General features: G+C 45.9%; 21 protein-coding genes and 1 pseudogene. 18 read left to right on the top strand and 4 right to left on the bottom strand.

The window, feature by feature from the left end; translation table 11 throughout:
- Positions 1-17: 17 nt before the first annotated feature.
- Positions 18-2,711, top strand: a complete 2,694-nt coding sequence (locus DWW23_RS13725; protein ID WP_122353845.1) for a 4-alpha-glucanotransferase — start codon at positions 18-20, stop codon at positions 2,709-2,711.
- Positions 2,712-2,747: 36 nt separating this feature from the next.
- Here DWW23_RS13725 and DWW23_RS13720 read toward each other — a convergent pair whose 3' ends face one another.
- Complete coding sequence (locus DWW23_RS13720) at positions 2,748-3,128, bottom strand: polymer-forming cytoskeletal protein (RefSeq protein ID WP_122353844.1); 381 nt, start codon at positions 3,126-3,128, stop codon at positions 2,748-2,750.
- 87 nt (positions 3,129-3,215) lie between these two features.
- On the opposite strand from DWW23_RS13720, the gene folB reads away from it, so the two are divergent.
- From folB to DWW23_RS13645, 16 genes and pseudogenes are all read left to right on the top strand, one after another.
- The gene (gene folB, locus DWW23_RS13715) at positions 3,216-3,578 is read left to right on the top strand and encodes a dihydroneopterin aldolase (RefSeq protein WP_122353843.1); all 363 of its coding nucleotides are present in this window, start codon (positions 3,216-3,218) and stop codon (positions 3,576-3,578) included.
- Between the two features lie 56 nt (positions 3,579-3,634).
- On the top strand, positions 3,635-5,071 hold the full coding sequence (locus DWW23_RS13710; protein ID WP_122353842.1) for a monomeric [FeFe] hydrogenase: 1,437 nt from the start codon (positions 3,635-3,637) through the stop codon (positions 5,069-5,071).
- A 6-nt stretch (positions 5,072-5,077) separates the two neighbouring features.
- A complete protein-coding gene (locus tag DWW23_RS13705) occupies positions 5,078-6,319 on the top strand; it encodes a PNGase F N-terminal domain-containing protein (RefSeq protein WP_122353841.1) in 1,242 nt (413 codons plus the stop codon).
- A gap of 107 nt (positions 6,320-6,426) precedes the next feature.
- On the top strand, positions 6,427-7,071 hold the full coding sequence (locus DWW23_RS13700) for a MarC family protein (protein WP_075558727.1): 645 nt from the start codon (positions 6,427-6,429) through the stop codon (positions 7,069-7,071).
- Complete coding sequence (locus DWW23_RS13695) at positions 7,068-7,760, top strand: HAD family hydrolase (protein ID WP_222941139.1); 693 nt, start codon at positions 7,068-7,070, stop codon at positions 7,758-7,760. The genes DWW23_RS13700 and DWW23_RS13695 overlap by 4 nt, the downstream gene beginning before the upstream one ends.
- Positions 7,761-8,308: 548 nt before the next feature.
- Positions 8,309-9,475: a hypothetical protein gene (locus DWW23_RS13690; RefSeq protein WP_122353840.1), complete on the top strand. Its 1,167-nt coding sequence runs from the start codon at positions 8,309-8,311 to the stop codon at positions 9,473-9,475.
- Between the two features lie 129 nt (positions 9,476-9,604).
- Positions 9,605-10,540 carry a FimB/Mfa2 family fimbrial subunit gene (locus tag DWW23_RS13685; RefSeq protein WP_122353839.1) on the top strand — a complete coding sequence of 312 codons (936 nt, stop codon included), beginning with the start codon at positions 9,605-9,607 and terminating at the stop codon, positions 10,538-10,540.
- A 38-nt stretch (positions 10,541-10,578) separates the two neighbouring features.
- Positions 10,579-12,357 (top strand): fimbria major subunit, encoded by a 1,779-nt coding sequence (locus tag DWW23_RS13680; protein WP_122353838.1) that lies wholly within the window; start codon positions 10,579-10,581, stop codon positions 12,355-12,357.
- Between the two features lie 29 nt (positions 12,358-12,386).
- Positions 12,387-14,018 (top strand): fimbrillin family protein, encoded by a 1,632-nt coding sequence (locus DWW23_RS13675; RefSeq protein ID WP_158583188.1) that lies wholly within the window; start codon positions 12,387-12,389, stop codon positions 14,016-14,018.
- A 23-nt stretch (positions 14,019-14,041) separates the two neighbouring features.
- Positions 14,042-15,634 (top strand): DUF4906 domain-containing protein, encoded by a 1,593-nt coding sequence (locus DWW23_RS13670; protein ID WP_122353861.1) that lies wholly within the window; start codon positions 14,042-14,044, stop codon positions 15,632-15,634.
- Between the two features lie 34 nt (positions 15,635-15,668).
- Complete coding sequence (locus tag DWW23_RS13665) at positions 15,669-16,346, top strand: DUF1566 domain-containing protein (protein WP_122353836.1); 678 nt, start codon at positions 15,669-15,671, stop codon at positions 16,344-16,346.
- Between the two features lies 1 nt (position 16,347).
- Positions 16,348-16,695, top strand: coding sequence for a hypothetical protein (locus DWW23_RS13660; protein ID WP_122353835.1), 348 nt, complete (start codon positions 16,348-16,350; stop codon positions 16,693-16,695).
- 37 nt (positions 16,696-16,732) lie between these two features.
- Positions 16,733-17,011 (top strand): HU family DNA-binding protein, encoded by a 279-nt coding sequence (locus DWW23_RS13655; protein WP_122353834.1) that lies wholly within the window; start codon positions 16,733-16,735, stop codon positions 17,009-17,011.
- 22 nt (positions 17,012-17,033) lie between these two features.
- Entirely contained in the window at positions 17,034-17,816 is a 783-nt protein-coding gene (locus tag DWW23_RS13650) for a DNA-binding domain-containing protein (protein ID WP_122353833.1), read from the top strand.
- A gap of 3 nt (positions 17,817-17,819) precedes the next feature.
- On the top strand, positions 17,820-17,957 hold the full coding sequence (locus DWW23_RS26435) for a hypothetical protein (protein WP_158583187.1): 138 nt from the start codon (positions 17,820-17,822) through the stop codon (positions 17,955-17,957).
- A 57-nt stretch (positions 17,958-18,014) separates the two neighbouring features.
- Positions 18,015-18,987: pseudogene (locus DWW23_RS13645) on the top strand (AAA family ATPase); the annotation flags it as partial.
- A 25-nt stretch (positions 18,988-19,012) separates the two neighbouring features.
- Here the strand turns inward: DWW23_RS13645 and DWW23_RS13640 are convergent.
- The 3 genes from DWW23_RS13640 to mtaB are packed head-to-tail and all read right to left on the bottom strand — an operon-like array spanning position 19,013 to position 22,350.
- Entirely contained in the window at positions 19,013-20,107 is a 1,095-nt protein-coding gene (locus DWW23_RS13640) for a glycosyltransferase family 2 protein (RefSeq protein WP_122353832.1), read from the bottom strand.
- Positions 20,108-20,132: 25 nt separating this feature from the next.
- On the bottom strand, positions 20,133-21,020 hold the full coding sequence (locus tag DWW23_RS13635) for a lysophospholipid acyltransferase family protein (protein WP_122353831.1): 888 nt from the start codon (positions 21,018-21,020) through the stop codon (positions 20,133-20,135).
- A 1-nt stretch (position 21,021) separates the two neighbouring features.
- The gene (gene mtaB / locus DWW23_RS13630) at positions 21,022-22,350 is read right to left on the bottom strand and encodes a tRNA (N(6)-L-threonylcarbamoyladenosine(37)-C(2))-methylthiotransferase MtaB (RefSeq protein WP_122353830.1); all 1,329 of its coding nucleotides are present in this window, start codon (positions 22,348-22,350) and stop codon (positions 21,022-21,024) included.
- Between the two features lie 235 nt (positions 22,351-22,585).
- Here mtaB and DWW23_RS13625 point away from each other — a divergent pair, with 235 nt between their 5' ends.
- Positions 22,586-23,743 (top strand): 6-bladed beta-propeller, encoded by a 1,158-nt coding sequence (locus tag DWW23_RS13625; protein WP_122353860.1) that lies wholly within the window; start codon positions 22,586-22,588, stop codon positions 23,741-23,743.
- The last annotated feature ends 83 nt before the right edge of the window (positions 23,744-23,826 follow it).

Raw genomic sequence — 23,826 nt, 5'->3', positions numbered from 1 at the left:
AACTAAATTTGATACACATGAAAGTCACCTTTAATATAAACTTCCATACCGTTTGGGGTCAGAAGTTATGTGTGGTTGGATCTATTCCCGAGCTTGGCTCATGGGAGCCTGCTTTGGCGAAAGAAATGAACTACAAAGGGGATGGAAACTGGCAGCTTGAGCTGGAACTGGGACTTACATCGCCTCAGCAGACCATTGAATATCGCTACTTTTTAAGTATAAACGATAAACAGATATTTGAAGAGTGGGAGAAAAACCATCAGGTAACATTTGAAGGACATGCCAATCATTATACGCTATATGATTACTGGCAGATACGTCCGGCTAATCTGGCCTTTTACTCTTCGGCTTTTACCCAAAGCCTGTTTGCACATCCCTGTAATACATATGAAAGAGTTGTAAAAAGCGGAAAGAAACTGACCATTAAGATATCTGCTCCCCGTGTAGAGAAATCGCAAAGTATTGCCATTACCGGGAATCAGGAATGTCTGGGAAACTGGCATCCGGATAAAGCGTTGATACTTAGTTGCGATACATTCCCCGACTGGCACATCGACCTGGATGCGAATGACATCACTTATCCGTTGGAATATAAATTCCTGGTATATGACAATGATAAACATCAACCTTTATATTGGGAGGAAGATGAGAACCGGAAGCTCGACTTACCTTCACAGGATTTCGGAGAAACGGTAATGATCTCCGGATTGTATTTCCGTGATAATTTACCTTTATGGCGGTGTGCGGGAACAGTTATCCCCGTATTTTCTTTACGTTCCGAACAAGGGTTCGGTGTCGGTGATCTGGGAGACTTGCGGATGCTGGTCGATTGGGCGAAGAAAACCCGCCAGCGTATTATTCAGGTATTGCCTATGAATGATACGACAATGAGTCATACCTGGATGGATTCTTATCCGTATAGTGCCATCTCCGTGTATGCCCTTCATCCGATGTATATCTGTTTGCCACAGATGGGAGAATTGAAGGATGCAGGCCGTGCCGCTTTCTATAAAGCAAAACAAGAGGAACTGAATGCAAAAGACTTCGTAGATTATGAAGTTGCAGTAGGATATAAGCTGGCTTATTGCCGTGAGTTCTTCAGTCAGGAAGGACAGTCTGTTCTGTCGACTCCGGAATATCAGGAGTTTTTCGAACAGAACCAATCCTGGTTGGTTCCTTATGCCGCTTACAGCTATCTGCGTGAAAAGTATGGAACATCCGACTTTAACAATTGGGATAAGAATGCGACCTATAACAAATCTCAGATACGTGAATTATGTTCGGAAGATAGCGGAGCATATCCGGAAATATCGTTCTATTATTTTCTGCAATATATACTCCATGTACAATTCAAGTCGGCATCCGACTATGCCCGTAAAAACGGTATTGTCCTGAAGGGTGATCTTCCGATCGGAGTGAACCGGACCAGTATTGATGCCTGGACGGGGCCGCAGTATTTCAATATGAATGGCCAGGCCGGAGCACCTCCCGACGACTTCTCTGTGGACGGACAGAACTGGGGATTTCCTACTTATAACTGGAATATCATGGAGAAAGACAATTTCTCCTGGTGGAAGAAACGTTTCCGTAAGTTGAGCGACTATTTCGATTGTTTCCGTATCGACCATATATTAGGTTTCTTCCGTATATGGGAAGTGCCGTTGGATTATATCCAGGGGCTTTGCGGTCATTTTAATCCGGCTTTACCTCTTACCGAGGACGAGATAGAACAATATGGTATGGTATTCAACGAAACCCGGTTTACGACACCGCATATTAACCGGAAGTTCCTGCCCGAACTATTTGGCGATTTAGCTGAAGAAGTGGAGGGAACCTATCTGGCCCAGTCTTCATCCAATCATTTTGTTTTGAAATCGTTCTGCGATACACAACGGAAGATCGATGCACTATTTGCAGGCAAAACGGATGATGTCTCTTTGCGGATAAAGAACGGTTTGTTTGCCATAGCCAATGAAGTTCTGTTTTTGCGTGATCCGCAGGAAAAGGAAAAGTATCATCCCCGTATTTCCGCCAGTCATTCTTATATGTACAGTGAGTTGAATACTTCCGATAAGTATGCATTCGACCAGTTGTATTGGGACTTCTTCTATCACCGTCATAACGATTTCTGGAAAGCACAGGCATTTAAGCGCCTGACGCCATTGGTTGGAAGTACCAATATGTTGGTGTGCGGTGAGGATTTGGGAATGATACCTGATTCCGTACCTGATGTCATGAACAAACTTCAGATCCTTAGTCTCGAAATAGAACGGATGCCCAAGAGTCCGCAGAGCGAGTTCACCGATATGCATAATCTGCCTTATCATTCCGTTTGTACGACATCGACGCATGATATGTCGCCACTCCGGAACTGGTGGAAAGAAGACCGGGAAAAGATACAACGCTATTATAATAATGTATTACATTGTGAGGGACAGGCACCGGAAGAATGTTCATCGGAGATTGCTTCCCGTATTGTGGCAAATCATCTGGCGACAAACTCCATGCTGACCATTATCCCGTTACAGGATTGGTTTGCCATCGACGATACGGTAAAAAGGAAAGATATTGAATCGGAGCGGATCAATGTCCCTGCCAATTCCAATCATTACTGGCGTTACCGGATGCATATCCCGTTGGAAAGACTGTTGTCGGAAGATCGGTTTAATGACAAGATTGCAGAATTGGTTGCTGCTTCAGGAAGAAAATAAGAACAGGATATAACAATAAAAAAGCCCGGTAGTAATTTACTGGGCTTTTGTTTTCTTTGTCGTATCGGGTGACATATTACAAACTCCGTTGAAACGGGCATTCGGCTCTATTTCGAGCGACTGTGCAAACACATCCCCTTTGATATTTGCCGTAGCTTTCAGGACCAATTTTTCACTGACACGTACGGAACCTTCTACTTCGCCCAGGATCTCGGCATTGGAAGAGACAATATTACCGATAACTTGTCCTTTCGGTCCGACAACGATCTTGCCGTTACAACTGATATCGCCTTCTACCTGGCCGTCTAATCTGAAATCGGTTTCTGTAATAATATTACCTTTTACGGTTGTTCCGGTGGCAAGGGTGTTATGTAGGCCACCAGCAGAGTTTTCGTCTTTTTGTTTTATTCCCATCATGATACTTTGTTGCTTGAATCGCAAATATAGACTATTTTTTTGCAGAAAGGTTTACTTTATCTACTTTTACAGATAAAATAACGAAAAATGACAGTACAAATAGAGCTGGAGGCCATGAAATTTTACGCTTACCATGGTGTCGCCCCACAGGAGACACGGGTTGGTAATACGTTCGTGGTGAACCTTGTTTTAACGGCGCCTCTTGAAAAAGCGGTAGTCGACGATACCCTGGAAGATACGATAAATTATGCCGTTGTCTACGAGGTTGTTAAGAGAGAGATGGCAATTCCATCCAAGCTGATCGAACATGCTGCCGGACGTATCCTGACGGCATTAAAGGAAACGTTCCCCCAACTTCTTATGATCGAACTGAAACTCTCCAAACTGAATCCCCCTTTTGGCGGAGATGTTTACAGTGCCTCTGTAATTCTTAGAGAGACCTACAGTTAGTTTTTGGAGAACTTTCTCTATCTTTGCATAATTAAAGCACAAATAAACAAAACACCATGGCATTTACCAACAACGTAATGATTGTGCGCCACGGATTGATGGCGAAGTTAGTGAAACTTTGGAAAGAGAATCGTCTCCTGGACGAGATTGACCGTTTGCCCATAGAATTAAGTCCCCGTAAATCGAAAGTGATAGGCCGTTGCTGTGTACATAAGGAGCGTGCAGTCTGGAAATACAAGACACTTCCTCTGCTGGGATTCGATATGCAGGATGAAATAGACGAACTGACTCCGTTGTCCGAATATGCCAAACGAGCACTGTTACGTCCGGAAAACAAGAAAGAAAACCTGATGTGCGTTGTCGATGAGGCATGTTCTTCCTGTGTACAGGTAAACTATGAAATTACAAACCTATGCCGTGGTTGTGTGGCACGTAGCTGTTATATGAACTGTCCGAAAGACGCCATCCAGTTCAAGAAGAACGGACAGGCGCGGATAGACCATGATACCTGTATCAGTTGCGGTAAATGCCATCAGAACTGTCCTTACCATGCCATCGTATATATTCCGATCCCTTGTGAAGAAGTTTGTCCGGTGAAAGCGATCAGTAAGGACGAATATGGCGTGGAGCATATCGACGAATCGAAATGTATTTATTGCGGTAAATGTGTGAATGCCTGTCCTTTCGGTGCCATCTTCGAGATATCGCAGGTGTTCGATGTCTTGCAGCGCCTGCGTAATAAGGAACAGATGATCGCCATTGTAGCTCCTTCCATCCTGGCACAATTCAGTGCGCCGGTGGAAAATGTATATGGTGCGATCAAGGCGATGGGATTCACGGAGATTGTTGAAGTAGCCCAGGGAGCGATGGAAACAACCCGCCGGGAAGCAGAAGAGTTGAAGGAGAAACTGGAAGAAGGACAACCTTTTATGACGACCAGTTGCTGTCCTTCCTATGTGCAGTTGGCGGAGAAACATATTCCGGATCTGAAGAAATATATCTCTTCTACCGGTTCTCCCATGTATTATACTGCCCGCATCGTCAAAGAGAAATACCCCAATGCCCAGGTTGTCTTTATCGGTCCGTGCGTAGCCAAGCGCAAGGAGGTGAAGATGGACCCGGCAGTCGATTTCACACTGACATTCGAAGAGATTGGTTCTATTCTGGAAGGACTGGATATCAAAGTAGAAGAAGCAAAACCCTTCTCCGTTCTCTATAATTCTGTGCGTGAAGCGCATGGCTTTGCACAGAGTGGCGGTGTTATCAATGCCGTAAAAGTGTATCTGAAAGAGGAACAGGTGAACGCCGTACAGGTGGCCAACCTGACGAAAAAGAATGTTGCCCTGCTTCGTGCCTATGCCAAAACAGGCAAAGCCCCGGCACAGTTTATCGAGGTCATGGCTTGCGAAGGCGGTTGTGTAACCGGTCCTTGCATCCATGCGGATAAGGTTGCGGGACAGAAACAGCTGATCAAAGAACTTACTAAATTCTAAACAACAATGACAAAGAAAATCTTATTCTCATTTTCATTGGCAGGTGCCCTGTTGCTGACGGCATGCGGGCACCGCGAATTACCGGCAATGGGTGACTATTCCGTGCAGGTATTTCATGACACGCCGGTGAAGTTCACACCGGATCAGTATGCCGGTTATAGTGAGCCGGGACCGGATAGTATCTATCATCTGGTAAACGGACGTATCATTCTGAAAAAGGTCACGTTGCCTGACTATAAGCGCAATGTTTCCGTCAACCTGAAAGTGACGATCGCATCCAACGGCGACCGTTGGGATAAGTCGGGTTCCTGCTTTATCCTGCCGAAAGAGTCAGCGATCAATTTGCTGAATATCGCTAAAGGGGAGAAACAATTTCCGGCTGTAGACAGTACGAAGCTGGAAAATATGATCGGTATCGTTTCCGGTGAAGACTATGAACCGACAGTCGAGCTGATGCGTTTTATGACACCGTTCGGGGTGGGCCATTACAGCAGTGCGGACGATTCGTTGAGCAGCAAACGCAAACCGGTTTATATCGACCAGTGGGCTGACAGCGTAAGCTGGGAGCAGAATATCACCGACCTGTATCCTTTGTTTGAAGGTGGTGCTTATGTCGGTGTCTTTATCGATACCTGGACGGCCGAGGGATATATTGCCAGCGTGACAATCGATGTGGACGAGTCGGATATCACTTGTGATGCTTTGACGAAGAGGCATGTAGAACCGTTAATGAACACTGTTTATTATATCGGCCAGTCTTATCCGGATATCTTTGCCCGCAAAGACGTCTCGACCGGCTTTACTATCCCGGAAGGAGCGAAGAACGTCCGCCTGAAATATATCGTAACCGGGCATGGTGGGCATAATGGTGGTGACGAGTTTGTCCAGAAGCAGAATGTTATCTCGGTAGATGGAGAGGAGGTTTTGAGCTTCATCCCCTGGCGTAACGATTGTGCCTCTTTCCGCCGTTTTAATCCGGCGACAGGTGTTTGGTTGGAGAGACGTCTGGCTTCTTATATCGGCCCTAAAGGGTATGCCGAAAAAGAGGTGGAAGAGCCGGTCGCTTCTTCCGACTTCTCCCGTTCCAACTGGTGTCCGGGTTCCGATGTCGTTCCCGAAGAAGTGGAACTGACGGATATCCAACCAGGCGAACATACATTGACGGTCAGCATTCCCGAAGCTCAGGAGATAGACGGCAACAAGCTCAACCATTGGCTGGTTTCCGCTTACCTGGTGTGGGATGAATAAACATACGTAGGGGTGGGGTTTGCCCGCCCTTCCCGACAATAACGTGACAAATGATAATGGGGCGGGCAACCCCCGCCCCTACATAAACCTATTAAATCATTGTTATTATGGACACCTTACTCCCTTTCGCCCTTTTGTGCTTCACCTCCTTTTTTACACTGACAAACCCGTTGGGCACTATGCCGGTCTTTCTGACCATGACGAACGGGATGAGTGATGACGAACGTAAAACCATTGTCCGCCGTGCCACGATCGTATCGTTTATCACCCTGATGGTCTTTACCTTCTCCGGACAATTCCTCTTTAAATTCTTTGGCATTTCTACGAATGGTTTCCGTATTGCCGGAGGTATTATTATCTTTACCATCGGATTTGACATGCTTCAGGCACGTTATTCCAAGGCAAAACTCAAAGACGAGGAGGTGAAAACCTATGTAAACGATATCTCCGTCACCCCGCTTGCCATCCCGATGCTTTGTGGTCCGGGCGCTATCGCCAACGGGATCATGTTGATGGAAGATGCAAATACATTGATAAAGAAGATCCTGCTGGTCAGTGTGATCGCATCCGTCTATTTTATCACCTTCCTGATCCTCCGGGCATCTACCCGGCTGAATAAGTATATGGGGGAAACAGGCAACAACGTGATGATGCGTCTGATGGGCCTTATCCTGATGGTTATTGCTGTGGAATGTTTTGTAAGCGGATTCAAACCCATAATGATTGACATACTACAACAAGCTAATTTATGATAGAAGGAATACAGGTCATCGGTTTCGATGCCGACGACACGCTTTGGGTGAATGAAACTTATTTCCTGGAGACGGAGCAGAAACTCCGTCTTTTATTGGCCCCTTATGTGGATGGGGAAACTGTTTCGGCCGAACTCTTTCGTACAGAAAGTAACAACATGCCTCTTTATGGCTATGGGGTTAAAGCCTACATTCTTTCAGTGCTGGAAACAGCTATCCGTATTACTGATGGGAAAGTCCCTGCCAGTATACTTGAGAAAATCCTTATTCTTGGAAAAGAACAACTTTCCAAACCTGTAGAATTATTGGATGGAGTGGAGGATACCCTCAATGCTCTTGTGGGTCGCTACCGATTGATCGTTGTAACTAAAGGTGATCTGCTCGATCAGGAACAGAAACTGCGTCGTTCCGGCATCGAACATCTTTTTCATCATATAGAAGTCATGAGCGATAAAACCGACCGTGAATATCGCGCCCTGCTCAATCATCTCGATATCCGTCCGGACGAGTTCCTGATGATAGGAAACTCTGTACGCTCCGATATCCTCCCTCCACTAAATCTCGGCAGCTATGCTGTTCATGTCCCTTATCATACAACCTGGGCACACGAAAGAGTAGACGAACCTGTTATCAATTTACATTTTTTTATGGTTGAGTCGCTTTGGGAGGTAATTTCATTACTGCCATAACTGTTGATTGGCAATGAAAGCACAAATTAGTTAACGCATTGGCATTCTTGATAAACAAAAATAGACATAGTTCATTAAGAACTATGTCTACGATGCCGCAAAGATATACAAAATAATACATTCTCCAAAATGTAGCCATTAAAATTACTGGCCTGAGAGTAATTATTCTACAAATATTACCCTTTTTGTTCACTTTTCTCATACCTGCTGGGTACCAAAGGGAGTCTTCTTTACTATTACCATTTCTCTATTTACATGCTACTTGTCTGTTGTAAACAACAACTGATTAAATATAAGCTTTGAAATATGGTTTGTTTTCCATGGTTCTTAATGTACTAAGTGTTTTTATCCATGATTGTATAATCGCTAAGTAGCAAAAGGTTACGTTTTACATCAGGTCATTCTGATAGCAGAAATGGAGAAGAATCCTGTTTTTATTCCATCTTTTTCTACCAGGAAGGCATAGGTGTTGTTTCCTCTGTGGACATGCGCGATATGAATACAGATGTTTTTTTAAGTAACACTATTATTAATGTAAACTAAAGTAAATGAAAGTAAAATCTATTTTTCTGTCAATGCTGGCGATAGCAGCACTGGCGAGTTGTTCAAAAGAGGAAACGAGTGTTGATCCGCCTGTGCCACAAGGAAAAGCAAGGTTGATAGATCTGACCATTGGAGGCGGTTCATTGTCGTCAAAAGCTGCAGGGGCAGCAACCAATGCTACCGATAAAGCGATTACCAACCTTACCGTATTCGGAGTTAATACAACGACTGGTTCTATCGTTACTAAAAAGTATTTTAGTACTTTGGTAGATGCCGGTGATAATAAGAAAAAAGTCAATCTTGCAACAACAGACCAAACTACGGAAATCTATGTAATCGCTAATATAGGTAAGGACTTGACTGCTAGTGGAGAAGCGTTGAACGTTCAGACTCTTACTGCATTGAAAAATGCCCAGGCATCCCTTATTGTAACTGCTCCTGCCGTTGCTCCTGCACAAACAGAAGGAAATGTTTTAATGTCGGGTTCAACAACGACTATAACCGGTGGTATTGGAGGAGCAACCGCTGCTACTGCCTCTGTTTCTTTAAACTTTATCGCGTCGAAAATCATTTTGAAATCACTGTCAAGAGAGGCTGGTAGCACAGGAGTGTATGGAACAGACTTCAAATTTGATAGTGCTATCCTGACAAATGTACAGACAAGTGCCTATTACCTTATGGGTAACAACTCTTACATCGATATTATAGCAGGCAATGTAAGACCTGCAATAACATCGACATGGGCTACAGGCAGAAACGGTCAGACAGATACTGAAGTTGCAGATTTCAGTCAATCGCTTAGCTCCATTACAGCGTTTGCCCCTGGTGATGCAGCAACCCAAGACATCGCTTACTGGTATGTTTTCGAGAATTCGGATCAAGATAAGCCGACTACCTTACTGATAAAATACCTCTGGAAGGAAAAGACAGATGGTGCGATGGATAAAGAGATGTATTTCCCAGTCACTTTTATCGCTAATGATGCCAGTGTGATAGAACCGGGTAAAGCTTATAATGTATCTATGAAATTCCACGGAAACTTTGAGCCGGACGAAAATGGTGGTGGCGGTACTGAGGACCCGGATACCCCTATCGTTCCCGGATCAGTGGATGTGCAGGTTACCCCCGCAGATTGGAATGCAGTAACTACAGATAAAGATTTTGGACAATAATTAATATCTCCAAGAGGCTGTGTCAGTTTGGCACGGCCCCTTCTCTCATTGATCCGGGCATGTCTTCTACTCCGAACGAAGTATGTTGGCGATACTGCCGACACATTATCAGCTATAGAATAATAAAAAATGAACGAAAACGAATATACATCTCCTACCTTTTCCCGCCAACGGTTACAGTCTCTGTTGCCATTGTTGTCATTGCTGTTGTTGTTGACGACCGCCTGTTGCAAAAAAGAGGAACCTGTCAACAATGGAAGGAAACAGAAGTTAAGTTTCGACTGCTCCTCCGGATCTCAGACCGATGCCATTCGCGAGATAGAGGTATTTGTATTCGATGATCAGGAGCGGTTATTAGGCCGCACCAGCACACAGGTCGAGGGGACTATCGTTCTCGATTACCCGCAGACCTCCGTCCTCCACTGCATAGCATGGGGAAACAGCAAAGACAGCGGTCTCGAATTTTCGCCGCTAAAACTCGGTGACTCCCTCGAAGAGGGATACCTGACACTGAAAACCCTTTCGCCCGTACGGGCTGGAGAAACTTTCAGTAACATGCCCCCCGACCTGTTTTGGGGAGCCATCCAAATAGATAACACCTCGATGCCCGACGACAGGCAACCGTTACAAATGGTTATGCTGCCGACCACGGCGTCTATACATATAACGATCGACGGATTGCCGGACGCTACCGGCACGGAAAGCGGTGATTACTCCGTTGTTGTTGGAGAACCGGCCGGACATATTGACTTCTCGGGCAGTTACGGCGGCAAGACCCGTCACCGCCTGACCGGTACCTTCGATACCAGGAATGATTACATTATCCCGGTCTTCCGTCTCTTTCCCGCTGTCGGCGGTGAGGGGATCGGAATCGAAGTCTTCCACGGAGGGGAACTGCTGAAAAGTATCACGCAGACGAGCAGCGGAAAGCCGATTATCCCTGTTCCGGGTAAGGAACTGACATTGCTGATCAAATTCGATACCCCACCTTCCTTCGATGGTAACCTGGAGATAAAACCGCCCGAATGGGACACTACCGATGTGACGGTTTCCGTCACCAAATAATAGCATACGAATAATTTCGATAAACAAACAGACAAAATATGCACATGAAATATTCACATACATTGAAAATAAGCAGACTTGCCGCATTCCTGTGCGTAGCGGTTTTCTTATGTGCCTGTAGTAAAGAAATAGGAACAGGGGGTGACGATAGCAATGGTGAAGACGGTGGGTTCACGACAGTCACCCTGGCGGTAAACCCTGTCACAGGCGAACATACCCTCACCACCAAAGGGATGACAACCGATCAGGAAAACGCCATACGAACATTATATATATTGGCATTCCAGCCGGATGTAACCGGCGGAACTTACAGACTGAAATATTATGTAACCGGAAAACTGGTAACCGGCGGGGGGAACGGGCAATTCAGCTTCTCCCTCCGTCGTAGCCTGTCAGGGACGGCAGACACGAAACTACTCCTGATCGCCAACCAAAATCCGTTCGCACAAGTAAACACCGACATGACATACGGGGAGGCACAGACCGTCCTGGTAAAAGGGGAGTCGGGTACTGGGCCGGCATTTGCCGACACCGGGATACCGATGTTCGGCTTTGCCGGTAACAGTCCCGACATACCGCTGGAAATAACCGAAGGAATGCGACTTAGAGCCAACCTGCTGCGTGCCGTGACCCGGGTGGATGTAGGGGTCGGTACTTATCAGGATGCCAGTGGTACATGGGATAAAGGAAATGTGAAATTCGACCTGACTGCGGTTTATGTATTTAAACCCCAAAGCGCGTATTCACTCTTGCCGGTCATAGATAACCTGCACTATGATGATGCGGGAATGCCGTCCGTCACCGCTGCTTCGCCTGTAGGGACATTGAGTACCGTCAACTTTGCATACACAGGAACAGCTATTACAAACAACACCTATTGCAAAGCCGGAATATATATTCCCGAAGTCGCTTTCAACGGAGGTACGGTCTACGATGAAAACCACGAGGCCCGTACCGCCCTTGTCGTCGGTGGCCTGTACAAGGGGAAAACCAACTATTACCGTATCGACTTTACGGCCGCCCGGACTAACACAGAAGGGACTGCATTAATTGACGTATTTCGCAATAATATCTACCGATATTCCATTTCCAGCGTAACCCTTCCCGGATATCCCACTCCCGAAGCAGCTTACAGTGGCAAACCTGCCGGGCTGACTTTCACGGTCGGCATCACCGACTGGGTAGCGGGAAAGAACAGCTCGCCCAGTCCGGATATGGTGGTACGGATGAACTACGGAGGGATAAACGGGATAATAACGAAAGGGGAGATGAAGGAGAATGGACAATCAAAGATTTTCACAATCCAAAAGAAAATAGAAGCATTTACAACGGATGACGGAAAAGTGAAACCTGCGCTCTGGTATAATAACTTACTGGGAGAAGCTAAAGATAACACTTACAACGGAACAGGGAACGGTGGTATTTACAAGGGTGTCGCTGATGTTTTCAAACGAGAAGGGCCTTACGGAACACTGGTGATTGCCCCCGATAATGTAGAGGGCACTGTCGTATGGAAAACCGGAACGACTAAACCAGACCGTGTATTGGTAGCCAAAAAGGCGTGCTGGGACTACCGTGGACAGGGACTGAGCGATTGGCGACTACCCAGGTTGTCGGAGTTATGTCTCTTGTGGCTTAACAAAGAAACGATCAATCAATCCAAAGGATTTACTTCGCTCGGCGAAAGCTCCGTAACTTATTGGAGCGCAACGGAGGGAAAAGACGACAAGGTTTATGCCGTAAATGCAGCAGGGGAGATCAGCCTACGGGAAAAAACAGAAGCCTGTTCGATAAGATGTGTCCGTGAAGTCAGATAATAAGAACAACAGAAAATATGCACACAGATATGATCATAAGAAAAAAAGCAAATCGGCTATGGGGAATTATCGGCGTATGCGCTTTAGGATTATACATTACGGCCTGCGATAACAGTGAGTTTCCCGGAGATAAGAAAAAAACGGTAGGCTCCGAACTATGCTTTGCCGTTTCCATATCCGACAGTCCGTCCACCCGGACAGCCCAAGGAACCGGTGTTTTAACAGGAGAGGCCTTTCCGGATGGAACGCATACATTCGGCATGTTCATTACCGACGGGACGGGCAATCAGCTGGCTGCCGGCTCGAATGATAATATGAAATCGATCCTCACACAGGCTACCGGCCAGGACGATATATGGGCTTATACCGACAAAAACGATAGGACCCTCTCCCTGAAAGCAAAACAGGGAGATGAGATCAATGTTACAGGCTACTATCCGTGGACGTCGGGGGCTACCTCCACCGCTGTACCTTTCGATTTGACCGGCGACGTATCAGTCGGCAAAGACCTGCTTTATTTATCATCGCCTACCAGTACACAGCAGGTGGCCGATGGAACTCCTATCGCATTAACATTCTCCCATGCCTACTGCTGGGTGACGGTCAAACTGTCGAAACTGACGGATGAAAACGACGTTCTGGTTAGGATTATTAGTCTCGAAAATAGCTATAATACTCAGGGCTATACTAAGATAGGGATCATGAATAAGGGAACTGTCAATCCCAAGACCGGTGATGTAATCAAAGGCACTTCCGGTCCGCTTACGATAAATTGTGATCCTGTCATAGATATACCGTTGGAAGAGACGGGAGGCACACCTTCTGAATTCGACTTCCTCGTTCCGGCATTTATGAGTACGGATATCAAGGATTCCGATCTTGTACTCCGTGTTACTACAGAAGATGCGGACGGAACTCGCAAAGTACTCTCTTTCCCCCTTGCAAAAGCGCATCTGAATGCGGATTCGGATGGGAAGTGCGGCCTTCGGAAAGGCATGCACAATACCTATAATATCGTATATAACAACTCAAAAATGATACTCTCCTTATCCAACTGGAAGGAAGTCTCGATCGGGGGTTCGATGGGACAAGGGACAGTGGGGGAGACGCCGGTTACAGTAGATTATACCGCTTACGCAGGCTTTTCTGCAACTGTTTTATCTGCCGGGAATCATATTTACCATACTTATCTGGGGGAAGTCGCTGAAGATAATAACGGAGCATACGTGGATATAAATACCGATTTTGGATCAATATTATTTGATGCATGGAGGAAGGTGATGAAGTCGGAGGCGGCTTATCCGAAGGTAATGGTTGCCCGAAATCTGGCGGCAGGAGGAGCAATGGTTCCATGGAAAAATGAAACAACCGGAGTTCTTACAGCCAAACAGGCTTGTGTAGAGTTTAGGGATGGAGGGTACACTGACTGGCGTTTACCCAGAATAGGTGAATTGTTTGCCTGTGTATATCTGCCTAACGATGCTATTAAACAACATAGTAATGACCTCTGGAGTGCCACAGAATATAACGCCGGTACAGCTTATTCTACAAGTAATTACGGTAGCGATGTCTCTTGGATATTTTCCGCAAAAACTCCCAAAGCAGAAACTCTTTATGTTCGTTGCGTCAGAGATGCCGACAAACCTAGACCCATATTATAAACCCGAATAGAAACATGGCAGACATGAAACAATTTATACACATAATAAGCCTGATAATCCTGTTGGGCGCCTGCACGGACGAAAAGTATACCGATACGTCCTCATCCCGGGAAGGCGAACCCGGCAAGCTTGTCCCCGTAGAACTGGCATTGAACATACAACCTGTACAATCTCCTTTATCCTCCGGTACAAAAGCGGGCGGTAATGTAGTTACTTCAACGCAGGTATGTAAAGGGTTGGAAATAAGCATGGTGAAAACCCCAGTAACCCGTAGCAGTTCCTTGGAACAAGAAATAAAGAACTTCTGGGTGTTTCAGTTCGACGGAACCGTTCCTTCAAGCAAATTGGTCATTAAACAATTTATCGACAGTAATTCCGTAAAAGATGTCCTGTTAAACGATGAACAAGCTACTAAGAGCAGGATTATCGTAATAGCGAATACTGCTGAGAGTACCTTTAGCAGTTTGTCGATAGATGAGACTTCCTTGGCTGATTTTGAGAACATGGGAATACTCTCCGGTAATGCTGGTTTTCCCTTGTTCAATGATCCGACTGATGGAGACCGGATTATTTTGGCTGGGAGCACAGACTTGGTCGTTTCGGTAGGTAAACAGGCCGACATCATGCTTTACCGCACGGTGGCCCGGGTGAAAATAAATATCTCGTTGGACAACGAGATGCAGGCAGAATATCCTTCTGCCTGGACTTGTCAGCTAATGAATATTCCTGAAAAGAGTTTTTATTATTCAGTAGGTCGGACTGCTGCTTTTCCCGGGGAAACTGTCAAGTATATTAATTATACGCAACAACAAATAGTTCCTCCCGCAACTATTGACGACCTATATTTACCGGTCAACATTCATCAACCGGTTCCGTTTACATCCCCGGATAGGCGGGTAACCAATGCTCCTTCGGATGCGACCTTTCTTCAGCTTGTGGGGATTCAGATAGCGGAAGGAGTAATCGTTAAGTCTGTGGTCTACCAGGTCCACCTGGGGAGCAACTTTACCGATAATTATAGTATTTCACCTAATTATTCATACACCTACAATATTAGGGTGACCGGCGAAAATAGCGACGACTCGCGCGTTATCAAATTCGAACCCGGCTATTTCGGCGGGGAACTTAAAATGTATAAAGCCAATGGTTCTGAAACAACTGTTTCGTCTGAAGCTGTCAGCTGGAGATACGAAAAGCCGATTGAAGTTTATATCAGTGATGTGAACTCCCCAGGAGGAGTAAAGTGGCTAGGGGAGGGTAGCATGCCTGCCGTTAACAGTTTTACGAACGGACGGCAAAATACCTGGGATTTAAGAAATGCAACCGGATATTTGGCTATGCAACAGTGTCTTCGTCTGAATGGCACTACACTACCGGCAACTATAGACGACCTGGTTTGGTACATGCCTTCTTACGGTGAGTCGCTTTGTATCTATGTCGTTGGATCGAATACGCTTAAAACATTGCCTGATACCTATTACTGGTCGTCTACGACAAACGGTACATACGCATGGGGTACACAAGTGTGGACAGGGGCAAGTGAGCCTTTGTCGCCGACTCAGTCTTACAACCTGCGTTGTATCAAAGATTTGAAGCCGGGTGAAGCAACATTCTGAAAATATCGGCAAGAATTAAATAAAACAGAACATTATGATACGTGAATTTTTTATAACTGCCGTCATGGTATGCCTGTTTCCGGCTTCCGCCGTCTTCGGGCAGCAATTACAAAAAGAAAACCTGAAAGGAACGAACTCTGCTAATTCAGGTAGAGATTATGCCGTCTTTTACTCTGCAGGTATACCTGAAAGTGCAATCTGGCCATTGGGTCTGAGACTTTCGAAAGATGGAGCAACCATACGGCATACTGCCGATAAAGGTAACGGAGATAATATCAGCGTGAACGACAAAATCCCTTTTCGCTTTATCATTGCCCCGACAGAAGAAGCGAATACTCGGTACTGGGCGGCGACTATGGGGTTTCATGGAGGAGAAGGTGGCGATAATACCAACCTCAATCCGGACGGAAACTTTGACCCAAATTTCACATACGGATGCAAAAATTACTTCACTACAGAATTTCCTAAGGGAAGCTGGCGTATGCCTACTCAACGGGAGATGATGCTGATGTGGCTGTTTCGGGATGGCATTAATGCTATTTATCCCGATAGCCAGTTAAGCGGTCAATACTGGACCTCGACAGAGAATACAGAGGTTCAGGCATGGTATATTGATTTCAGTACAACTATGCCGCAGTCAAGCGCTAAAACAAAGAGCAAAGCATTGAAATTTAGATGTGTAAGAGATTATAAACCTCTGAAAGACAGATGAAATGAACCGGATAAACACCATCCTGGAAAAGGAACGAACCAACACGGACAATATCTTTTTATACTTGCAGGAAGGTCGGTTTACCGCTTTCGGACGTTCGGCTTATTATGCCGTCCTGCTTTGTCCCAAGCTTGCAGTAAACTGGAGCCGCACCGATGCCGCTGGCTCTTTTGTCTGTATTCGTATCCCTGATGACCGTTTGTGTTCGCTCTTGGAAAAGTACAGTACACTTGCCGACGATGAATGTATCCGGATAACTCCGCCTCTGAATATATGCCGCCAGTGGGATTACTTCGCTGAATGGGAGGAACGACAGCTGTATTTGGCCTCAAAGATCGACATCGAATAAACAAATAAATAATCAGAAACTAATTAAACTGAACATTATGAACAAGACAAAATTTATTCTTGAGTTAGCAGAGCGTACAGGCCGACCGTCCAGGGATGTGCGTGAATTCATAGACGACTTTTTGGCGCTCACCACTGAAGTCCTGGCGCGTGAAGAAGAGGTGGTCTTTTTACGTTTCGGGCGTTTTTGTCCCCGCAAACAACCCGCACGCCTGGTTCGTAACCCCAGGACCGGTGTTCCGGTCATGCTTGATGAGCGTACTACGGTTCGCTTTAAAGTCGGCAAAGATCTTTTCGAAACGATAAACCGCAAATGAAACAATATCTGAAAATAATAACATGGCAGACATAAAGAAAAGTTATGAATGGTCGTTTGATCTCAATGAGTATACGATGACCAAAGATATCAAGGAAGATTATACGGCGCAGGTCTGTACGCGAAAGTCGATGGGAATGAGTGATATCGCCCTTGAGATTTCAGCCGAACGTACCGAATACCGTGTCGATACCATCGTGAACATCGGTAACCTGATCGATGAAAAGATCCGTCAACTGGTTGCTGCCGGTCATACTATAACGACCGGATCGGCACAATACAGCCCGTCCCTCACGGGTGTTTTTATCGGAGACAAAGGGGTGGTCGATCCGGCAGTCAATAAATGTGAAGTGAACATCACTCCTGCACAGGCCATGCGTGCAGAGGTGGCGAAGGTTACACCTAAATTCTCCGGGACTGTCCGTTTGATGGGGGGTGCCCGTATCTCGTTGGTAAAAGATGTTGCGACGGGCAAGACCGACGGAACGATCACACCGGGAGGCATGCTGGATGTGACGGGCATTAAGATTCGTAGTATCGGTGCCGACGGTACGGGGCTGGGCCGTGTGAAGCTGCAGAAATTGTCCGATCAGTCGGTTGCCGCCGATATAACCCAGCTGGGTATCAACGACCCCAGCCGCCTGATGTTCAGCCTGCCGGGAAACCTGGCTGCCGGTGAGTATCAATTGGTGGTGGATACGTGGTTCAGTTCGGCCAGTGTTTTGCTGAAACAGATGCGTACGCTGGTTTATCCACAGACGCTGGTTGTAGGTGATGGTGGTGACGATCGTCCTGAAATTGAGTAGTTTTTGAGCAGGAGGCATGCTCCGGTCTGTGCAGGTGGCGTGTATGCTTCGGTGTGTGTGATCTGCTTCGAGGTGAGCAGGACATCCGTACCGATCGGTACGGATGTCCTGACTACGTATCAGGATTCCGGCCTGGTTTAATAATTATAATCTGTCTTCGACGAACTATTGGGTAATTGGACGGAAATGCATACATTTCTTGTTGATGAATACGATAAGCCGATGCTACAAGCTATTGGCAATGAGGAGTTGCAGAAAAGTTTTCGCGATACACTGAAACCGTTCTATGGCGTGTTGAAGACAATGGATGGTTGTATCAAGTTCGGCATACTGACCGGTGTTACGAAGTTCGGCAAGGTAAGCGTTTTCAGCGACCTGAATAACCTGATCGATATCTCGATGAACGAAAAGTATGTGGCTTTATGTGGGATAACGGAACAGGAGATTTATGATAACTTCCGTGAAGACTTGCAGGAACTGGCCGATAAGCAGAAAATGAGTTTTGAGGAGGCTGCGCATGAGTTGAAAGTCTGTTACGACGGTTATCACTTTGTGGAAGATTCCATCGGCATATACAATCCGTTCAGTTTGCTTAATACCTTTTATAAAATGAAATTCGGCAGTTACTGGTTTGAAACGGGTACGCCGACTTATCTGGTGGAGTTGCTGAAGCGTAGCCATTATAACCTGGAGCAAATGACGCATGTGGAGGCGAGCTCTGAAGTGTTGAACAGTATCTATGGGGATGAAGAGCCAATACCGGTTATTTTCCAGAGTGGGTATCTGACTATAAAGGGCTATGACCGGCGTTTCGATCTTTACAGTTTGGGTTTTCCAAACAGAGAGGTGGAGGAGGGGTTTGTCAAGTTCCTGATGCCTTACTACACCCGCTATAATAAATTGGAAGCTCCGTTCGAGATACAGAAGTTTGTACGTGAGATAGAGACCGGAATATCACACCAGTGAGGGACGCATCGACCTCGTTCTTCAGACGGATAAATTTATTTACGTGATGGAGTTCAAACTGGACGGCACTGCCGAAGAAGCCTTGCATCAAATTAACGAAAAACATTATGTCCGGCCGTTTGAAACTGACGGACGCGAACTGTTTAAGATCGGTGTGAACTTCAGCGCTGCAACCCGGAATATTGAGAAGTGGATTGTAGAGTAAAGTCCATAAATCTGAATGGTCGTATTTACTTCAAATCTGTAAACTTTTTTCTCCCTTTCAAATAAAAAGCAACGATCAGGCTTTGCCGCATCAGTTCCGGTATGTCTGTTAGTGTTGTCTTATTTAGGTTTTCACGGCGTTTTGCCGCATATTCCGGTTTCATCTCGAAGAAGGCTTTACGGGCTTCGTAAACAGCTTTGGCATTAGGGAAGTGGCCGCAGAGCAGAAATTTGGTCGCCGCAATGTAGTCGAGCCAGAAACGGGCACGCATTACATGCTTCACGTTTTTTTCCGGTAGGTTCTTATAAAGCATCAACAGGTTATTGCGGAAGTTGAGGAAAGTTTTGCGGGAGCTCTCCACATTCAGAGTCGCGCCGCCGACGTGGTAGACGACAGATTGGGGCGTACATACCAGGCGGTAGCCTCTTGAACGTAGTCGCCAGCACATATCTATCTCTTCCTGATGGGCGAAGAAACCGGCATCGAGTCCGCCGACTTCTTTATAGATGGCGGTACGAATAAACAGACAGGCCCCGGTAGCCCAAAGGATATCCGCCTGTGTGTCGTATTGCCCTTCATCTTTTTCTACTACATGCAACACACGACCCCGGCAATAAGGGTATCCGTAGATGTCCATATAACCACCGGCGGCTCCGGCATATTCGAAATACGCTTTGTTACGCTGTGCCCTGATTTTAGGTTGGGCGGCAACTATTGTCGGATCGGCTTCAAGAGCAGCCAGAGGGGCATCGAGCCAGCCAGGTGTAACTTCTACATCGCTGTTGAGAAGAACGGTATACTCGTTATCGATCTGTTTGAGGGCCTGGTTGTAGCCTTCTGCAAATCCGTAGTTCTTATCGAGCTGAATGATTCGTACGGACAGGAACTTTTCTTTCAGCATAACAATGGAGGCATCCGTAGAACCATTGTCGGCAACGACTACTTCAGATAGTTCAGAAGGACTGTAATCGATGACCGACGGAAGGAATTTTTCCATCAGCTTGCAACCGTTCCAGTTCAATATAACAATAGCGACTTTTTTAGTTGACAGTTGACAGTTGACAGTTGACAGGTGAGGCCCACTGCTATTTATTTGTCTTGTTGTATGTTGTTTATTCATTTTCAAAGTTCATATTTTATAACTGTCATTTGTCAACTCGTTTGTATTTCCAACGTTTATGAGTCCAGAGCCAATAAGCCGGATTACGAAGGATCATCTTCTCCGTCATGCGAGCATACGATTCGGTAATCTCGTTTTCGGCAGTTTGCTTGGCATGGGCTGTCATTAACTTCATTTCAACCGTGTAATATCCGCGCTTTACTTTCTGTACATCGAGGAAGATAACCGGCAGGTCCAATTTTCGTGCGATACGTTCGGCACCGTTCAACATCGGAGTGTCCTGGTTCAGGAAGTTTGTCCAGTAATGCAGGTTCGCCTTGCTTGGTGTCTGGTCTGCAATGAAGATCACAATGTTCTTGCTGTTTTCGCGCTTCAGTGTCATCATGTCGCGTACCGTATCATTCTTTTTCATACCATACGAACCGAAGCGGGTACGGAGAAAGATGAACAGGCGGTCGACTGCCTTATTGTTCAAGGGGCGGTAGATTTGCCATAGTCTGGATTCCGTATATACCAGGCTGGAGGCACTGAACCATTCCCAGTTTCCGTAATGTCCCATCAACATCATAACCGTATTTTGTCCTTCCGCCTGTAGCTTGGTTGCGACTTCGGGGTTCTTGATGTGGGCACGGCGTAACACTTCCTCCGGCGATATGTGCGCCAGTTTGATCGTCTCGACAATATAGTCGGAAAAGTGATGATAGAAGGCTTTCTCCAGCCTGCGAAGTTCTATTTTGGACTTTTCGGGAAAGGAGGCTTCCATATTGCGGCGGACTACCCTTATCCTGTAACGGATTACCCTATAGATAAGTACATACAGGATATCTGACAGTACATATAATACCGGCATGGGCAGGAAAGCATGAACTTTGGCCCATGAATAGATCAATCCGTATTGAATTTTATTCCACATATCAGCTGTTTGTTACTAATTCACAATTCAGTGCGGTACGGTCTTCATTCCAGCCGGTCAGTGTTACCCGTCGGGTTTCGTTTACCAGTGAACTGTCGTAAGGTATCTCTACTTTGATATAATTTTCCGTGAAGCCATGCATCATGCCTCCTTTCCGGGTCTGTTCGAACAGAACTTCCGCCTGACTGCCGGTATGGAGATCATAGAAAGTATGTAGTTTCCTGTCGGAAATGTCCAGCAGTTGCTGGCTGCGGGCATGTTTTACTTTCGGGTCTACCGAATGGGCGATCTTCAAAGCCTGTGTTCCCGGACGTTCCGAGTAACTGAACACATGCAGTTGACTGATGTCCAGGCTGTCGATAAAGCTGCGTGCCTCTTCGAACAACTCGTCCGTCTCTCCGCGGGTACCGACGATCACATCCACACCGATAAAGGCGTGCGGCATGATCTCCTTGATCTTCTCGATCTTATGGCGGAAAAGGGCCGTGTCGTAACGGCGGCGCATCAGTTTCAGAACTTCATCGCTTCCGCTTTGCAGGGGAATATGGAAATGAGGGGCGAATCGTTTGCTGGAAGCAACGAAGTCGATCGCTTCGTCCGTGATCAGGTTCGGTTCGATGGAAGAGATGCGGTAACGTACGATACCTTCCACTTCGTCGAGTGCACGGATCAGGTCGATGAATGTTTCACCGGTCGATTTACCGAAGTCACCGATGTTGACTCCCGTCAGTACAATCTCTTTACCTCCTTTGCGGGCTACTTCCTGTGCCTGTTCCACCATGCTGGCGATGGTACCGTTGCGGCTCCGTCCGCGGGCAAAGGGAATGGTACAGTAAGAACAGAAGTAATCGCATCCGTCCTGCACTTTCAGAAAATGGCGTGTACGATCGTCTGCCGAGCAGGAAGGGGAGAATGTGCGTATATCTTTTGTTTGCGAGGCGATCACTGCACCGCCTTCTTCTTTTTTCTTCAGGTCGTCCAGATACATTAAAATATCCAGTTTCTGTTCGGCACCGAGAACCAGGTCGACACCTTCTATATGGGAAACCTCTTCCGGTTTGAGCTGTGCGTAACAACCCGTTACAACGATAAAGGCTCCCGGATGTTGTTTACTGATCCGGCGGATGGCCTGGCGGCATTTCTTGTCGGCAAGCTCTGTCACGGAACAGGTATTAACAACACAGATGTCTGCTTTCTCACCCGCACGGGCTTTGCGTACCCCCTGTTCGGCAAGGACCTTTCCTATCGTAGAGGTCTCTGCGAAGTTGAGCTTGCAGCCCAGGGTATAATAAGCAGCTATTTTGTTTTCAAATACGGTTTTGTCTATCATTGCGATTGAATTATCGCGCAAATTTAGCGAAAATATTCGGATAAAGTTTCTTGCGTGAGGAGTGAGAGACTTCTTTATGATGTGCTGAGGTAAGTCTAACAATAAAGATTGTTAAAGGTTGCGAGTGGAACAGGGATTAAGTTGTTTGTCTTTTGAATATTACGTACATTTCGTACGAAATATCCGTACAAGTGTAAAGGTGTTCGTAGTATTTTATTATAACAAACAGAAAGAAATGAAAAAGTTAAATGCAAGTCTGGTAATGATTCTCCTTTCAATGGCAGGATTCACAGGATGCCAGCAGTCCGGTAGCCAACATGACGATCTTATCACAGTGGATGTCAGTGCCAGTTATCCCGAGAAGGAACTGGTTCTACAGGATTTTATGGAGGTGGAATATGTTCCGTTGGAAACAAATGACGAATTTATTACGCAGGGCATTGTGGAAGCCATCGGTAAGAAGGTCATAGTAGTAAGGAATATGCGGGACGGGAATATTTTCGTTTATGACAGGGCGACCGGGAAAGGGATAAAGAAGATAAACCGCTTTGGACAAGGTGCCGAGGAATATTCAGGGATTAACTCTATTATATTGGATGAAGATAACAGTGAAATGTTTGTATCTGACTATCCCGCACGAAAAATATCGGTGTATGATCTGTCCGGAAATTATAAGAGAAGTTTCAAGTATGCAGATACCGGCTATTATGACGATATCTTCAATTATGATCGTGATCATTTGATTTGTTACAAGAAATATTCGACACCGAAAGAAGATGAGCAAGCATGCCATTTACTTGTTTCCAAGCAAGACGGAAGTGTCACCCGTGAAATCCGAATCCCTTATAAAGCGTATAAGACACCGGTCATTATGAAAGATGAATTGACGGTTGTACCTGAGTTTCACCTGATGTTCCCCAGTCAGAATAATTGGATACTTGTGAACACCTCGTCCGATACGTTGTACAACTATTTGGCTGATGGCAATATGTATCCTATCATTGTGCGGACTCCCTCCATCAATACCATGGAAACGGAAGTCTTTCTTTTCCCGACCGTTATTACCGATCGTTATTATTTTATGCGGACTATGAAGAAAGAACTTGACTACAAAACGTTTAAAGGATTCCCTGGTACCGATTTGTTCTATGACAAACAGGAAAAGACTCTTTCTCAGTTTACCATGTACAATGGTGATTATTCAAATAAGAGATCGATTTCATTCCTTTTTAAACCCCGCAACTCTGAAATTGCAATCAGCCAGTCTTTGCAGGCTCCTGACCTCGTCGAGGCTTATGAGAAAGGACAGCTGAAAGGCAAATTGAAAGAAATTGCAGCGGGTTTGGATGAGGAAGCCAATCCGGTGATTATGTTGGCAAAGTACAAAAAATAGAATATAAACCGGCAGATGAATGTAGCGGTTAAGGGTTAAACTCTCCCTATCTGTTGTGTATCTGCCGGATAGTCTGTATTTTT

Origin of the sequence: Parabacteroides sp. AF14-59 (genome assembly GCF_003479515.1) — a bacterium.
GTDB lineage: Bacteria > Bacteroidota > Bacteroidia > Bacteroidales > Tannerellaceae > Parabacteroides > Parabacteroides faecis.
This window is presented reverse-complemented; position numbering and strand designations above follow the sequence as displayed.

Excerpts from the sequence above, each read along its gene's own strand:
- DWW23_RS13725 (WP_122353845.1), top strand. The coding sequence starts at position 18 with ATGAAAGTCACCTTTAATATAAACTTCCATACCGTTTGGGGTCAGAAG.
- DWW23_RS13720 (WP_122353844.1), bottom strand. The coding sequence starts at position 3,128 with ATGATGGGAATAAAACAAAAAGACGAAAACTCTGCTGGTGGCCTACAT.
- folB (WP_122353843.1), top strand. The coding sequence starts at position 3,216 with ATGACAGTACAAATAGAGCTGGAGGCCATGAAATTTTACGCTTACCAT.
- DWW23_RS13710 (WP_122353842.1), top strand. The coding sequence starts at position 3,635 with ATGGCATTTACCAACAACGTAATGATTGTGCGCCACGGATTGATGGCG.
- DWW23_RS13705 (WP_122353841.1), top strand. The coding sequence starts at position 5,078 with ATGACAAAGAAAATCTTATTCTCATTTTCATTGGCAGGTGCCCTGTTG.
- DWW23_RS13700 (WP_075558727.1), top strand. The coding sequence starts at position 6,427 with ATGGACACCTTACTCCCTTTCGCCCTTTTGTGCTTCACCTCCTTTTTT.
- DWW23_RS13695 (WP_222941139.1), top strand. The coding sequence starts at position 7,068 with ATGATAGAAGGAATACAGGTCATCGGTTTCGATGCCGACGACACGCTT.
- DWW23_RS13690 (WP_122353840.1), top strand. The coding sequence starts at position 8,309 with ATGAAAGTAAAATCTATTTTTCTGTCAATGCTGGCGATAGCAGCACTG.
- DWW23_RS13685 (WP_122353839.1), top strand. The coding sequence starts at position 9,605 with ATGAACGAAAACGAATATACATCTCCTACCTTTTCCCGCCAACGGTTA.
- DWW23_RS13680 (WP_122353838.1), top strand. The coding sequence starts at position 10,579 with ATGCACATGAAATATTCACATACATTGAAAATAAGCAGACTTGCCGCA.
- DWW23_RS13675 (WP_158583188.1), top strand. The coding sequence starts at position 12,387 with ATGATCATAAGAAAAAAAGCAAATCGGCTATGGGGAATTATCGGCGTA.
- DWW23_RS13670 (WP_122353861.1), top strand. The coding sequence starts at position 14,042 with ATGAAACAATTTATACACATAATAAGCCTGATAATCCTGTTGGGCGCC.
- DWW23_RS13665 (WP_122353836.1), top strand. The coding sequence starts at position 15,669 with ATGATACGTGAATTTTTTATAACTGCCGTCATGGTATGCCTGTTTCCG.
- DWW23_RS13660 (WP_122353835.1), top strand. The coding sequence starts at position 16,348 with ATGAACCGGATAAACACCATCCTGGAAAAGGAACGAACCAACACGGAC.
- DWW23_RS13655 (WP_122353834.1), top strand. The coding sequence starts at position 16,733 with ATGAACAAGACAAAATTTATTCTTGAGTTAGCAGAGCGTACAGGCCGA.
- DWW23_RS13650 (WP_122353833.1), top strand. The coding sequence starts at position 17,034 with ATGGCAGACATAAAGAAAAGTTATGAATGGTCGTTTGATCTCAATGAG.
- DWW23_RS13640 (WP_122353832.1), bottom strand. The coding sequence starts at position 20,107 with ATGAATAAACAACATACAACAAGACAAATAAATAGCAGTGGGCCTCAC.
- DWW23_RS13635 (WP_122353831.1), bottom strand. The coding sequence starts at position 21,020 with ATGTGGAATAAAATTCAATACGGATTGATCTATTCATGGGCCAAAGTT.
- mtaB (WP_122353830.1), bottom strand. The coding sequence starts at position 22,350 with ATGATAGACAAAACCGTATTTGAAAACAAAATAGCTGCTTATTATACC.
- DWW23_RS13625 (WP_122353860.1), top strand. The coding sequence starts at position 22,586 with ATGAAAAAGTTAAATGCAAGTCTGGTAATGATTCTCCTTTCAATGGCA.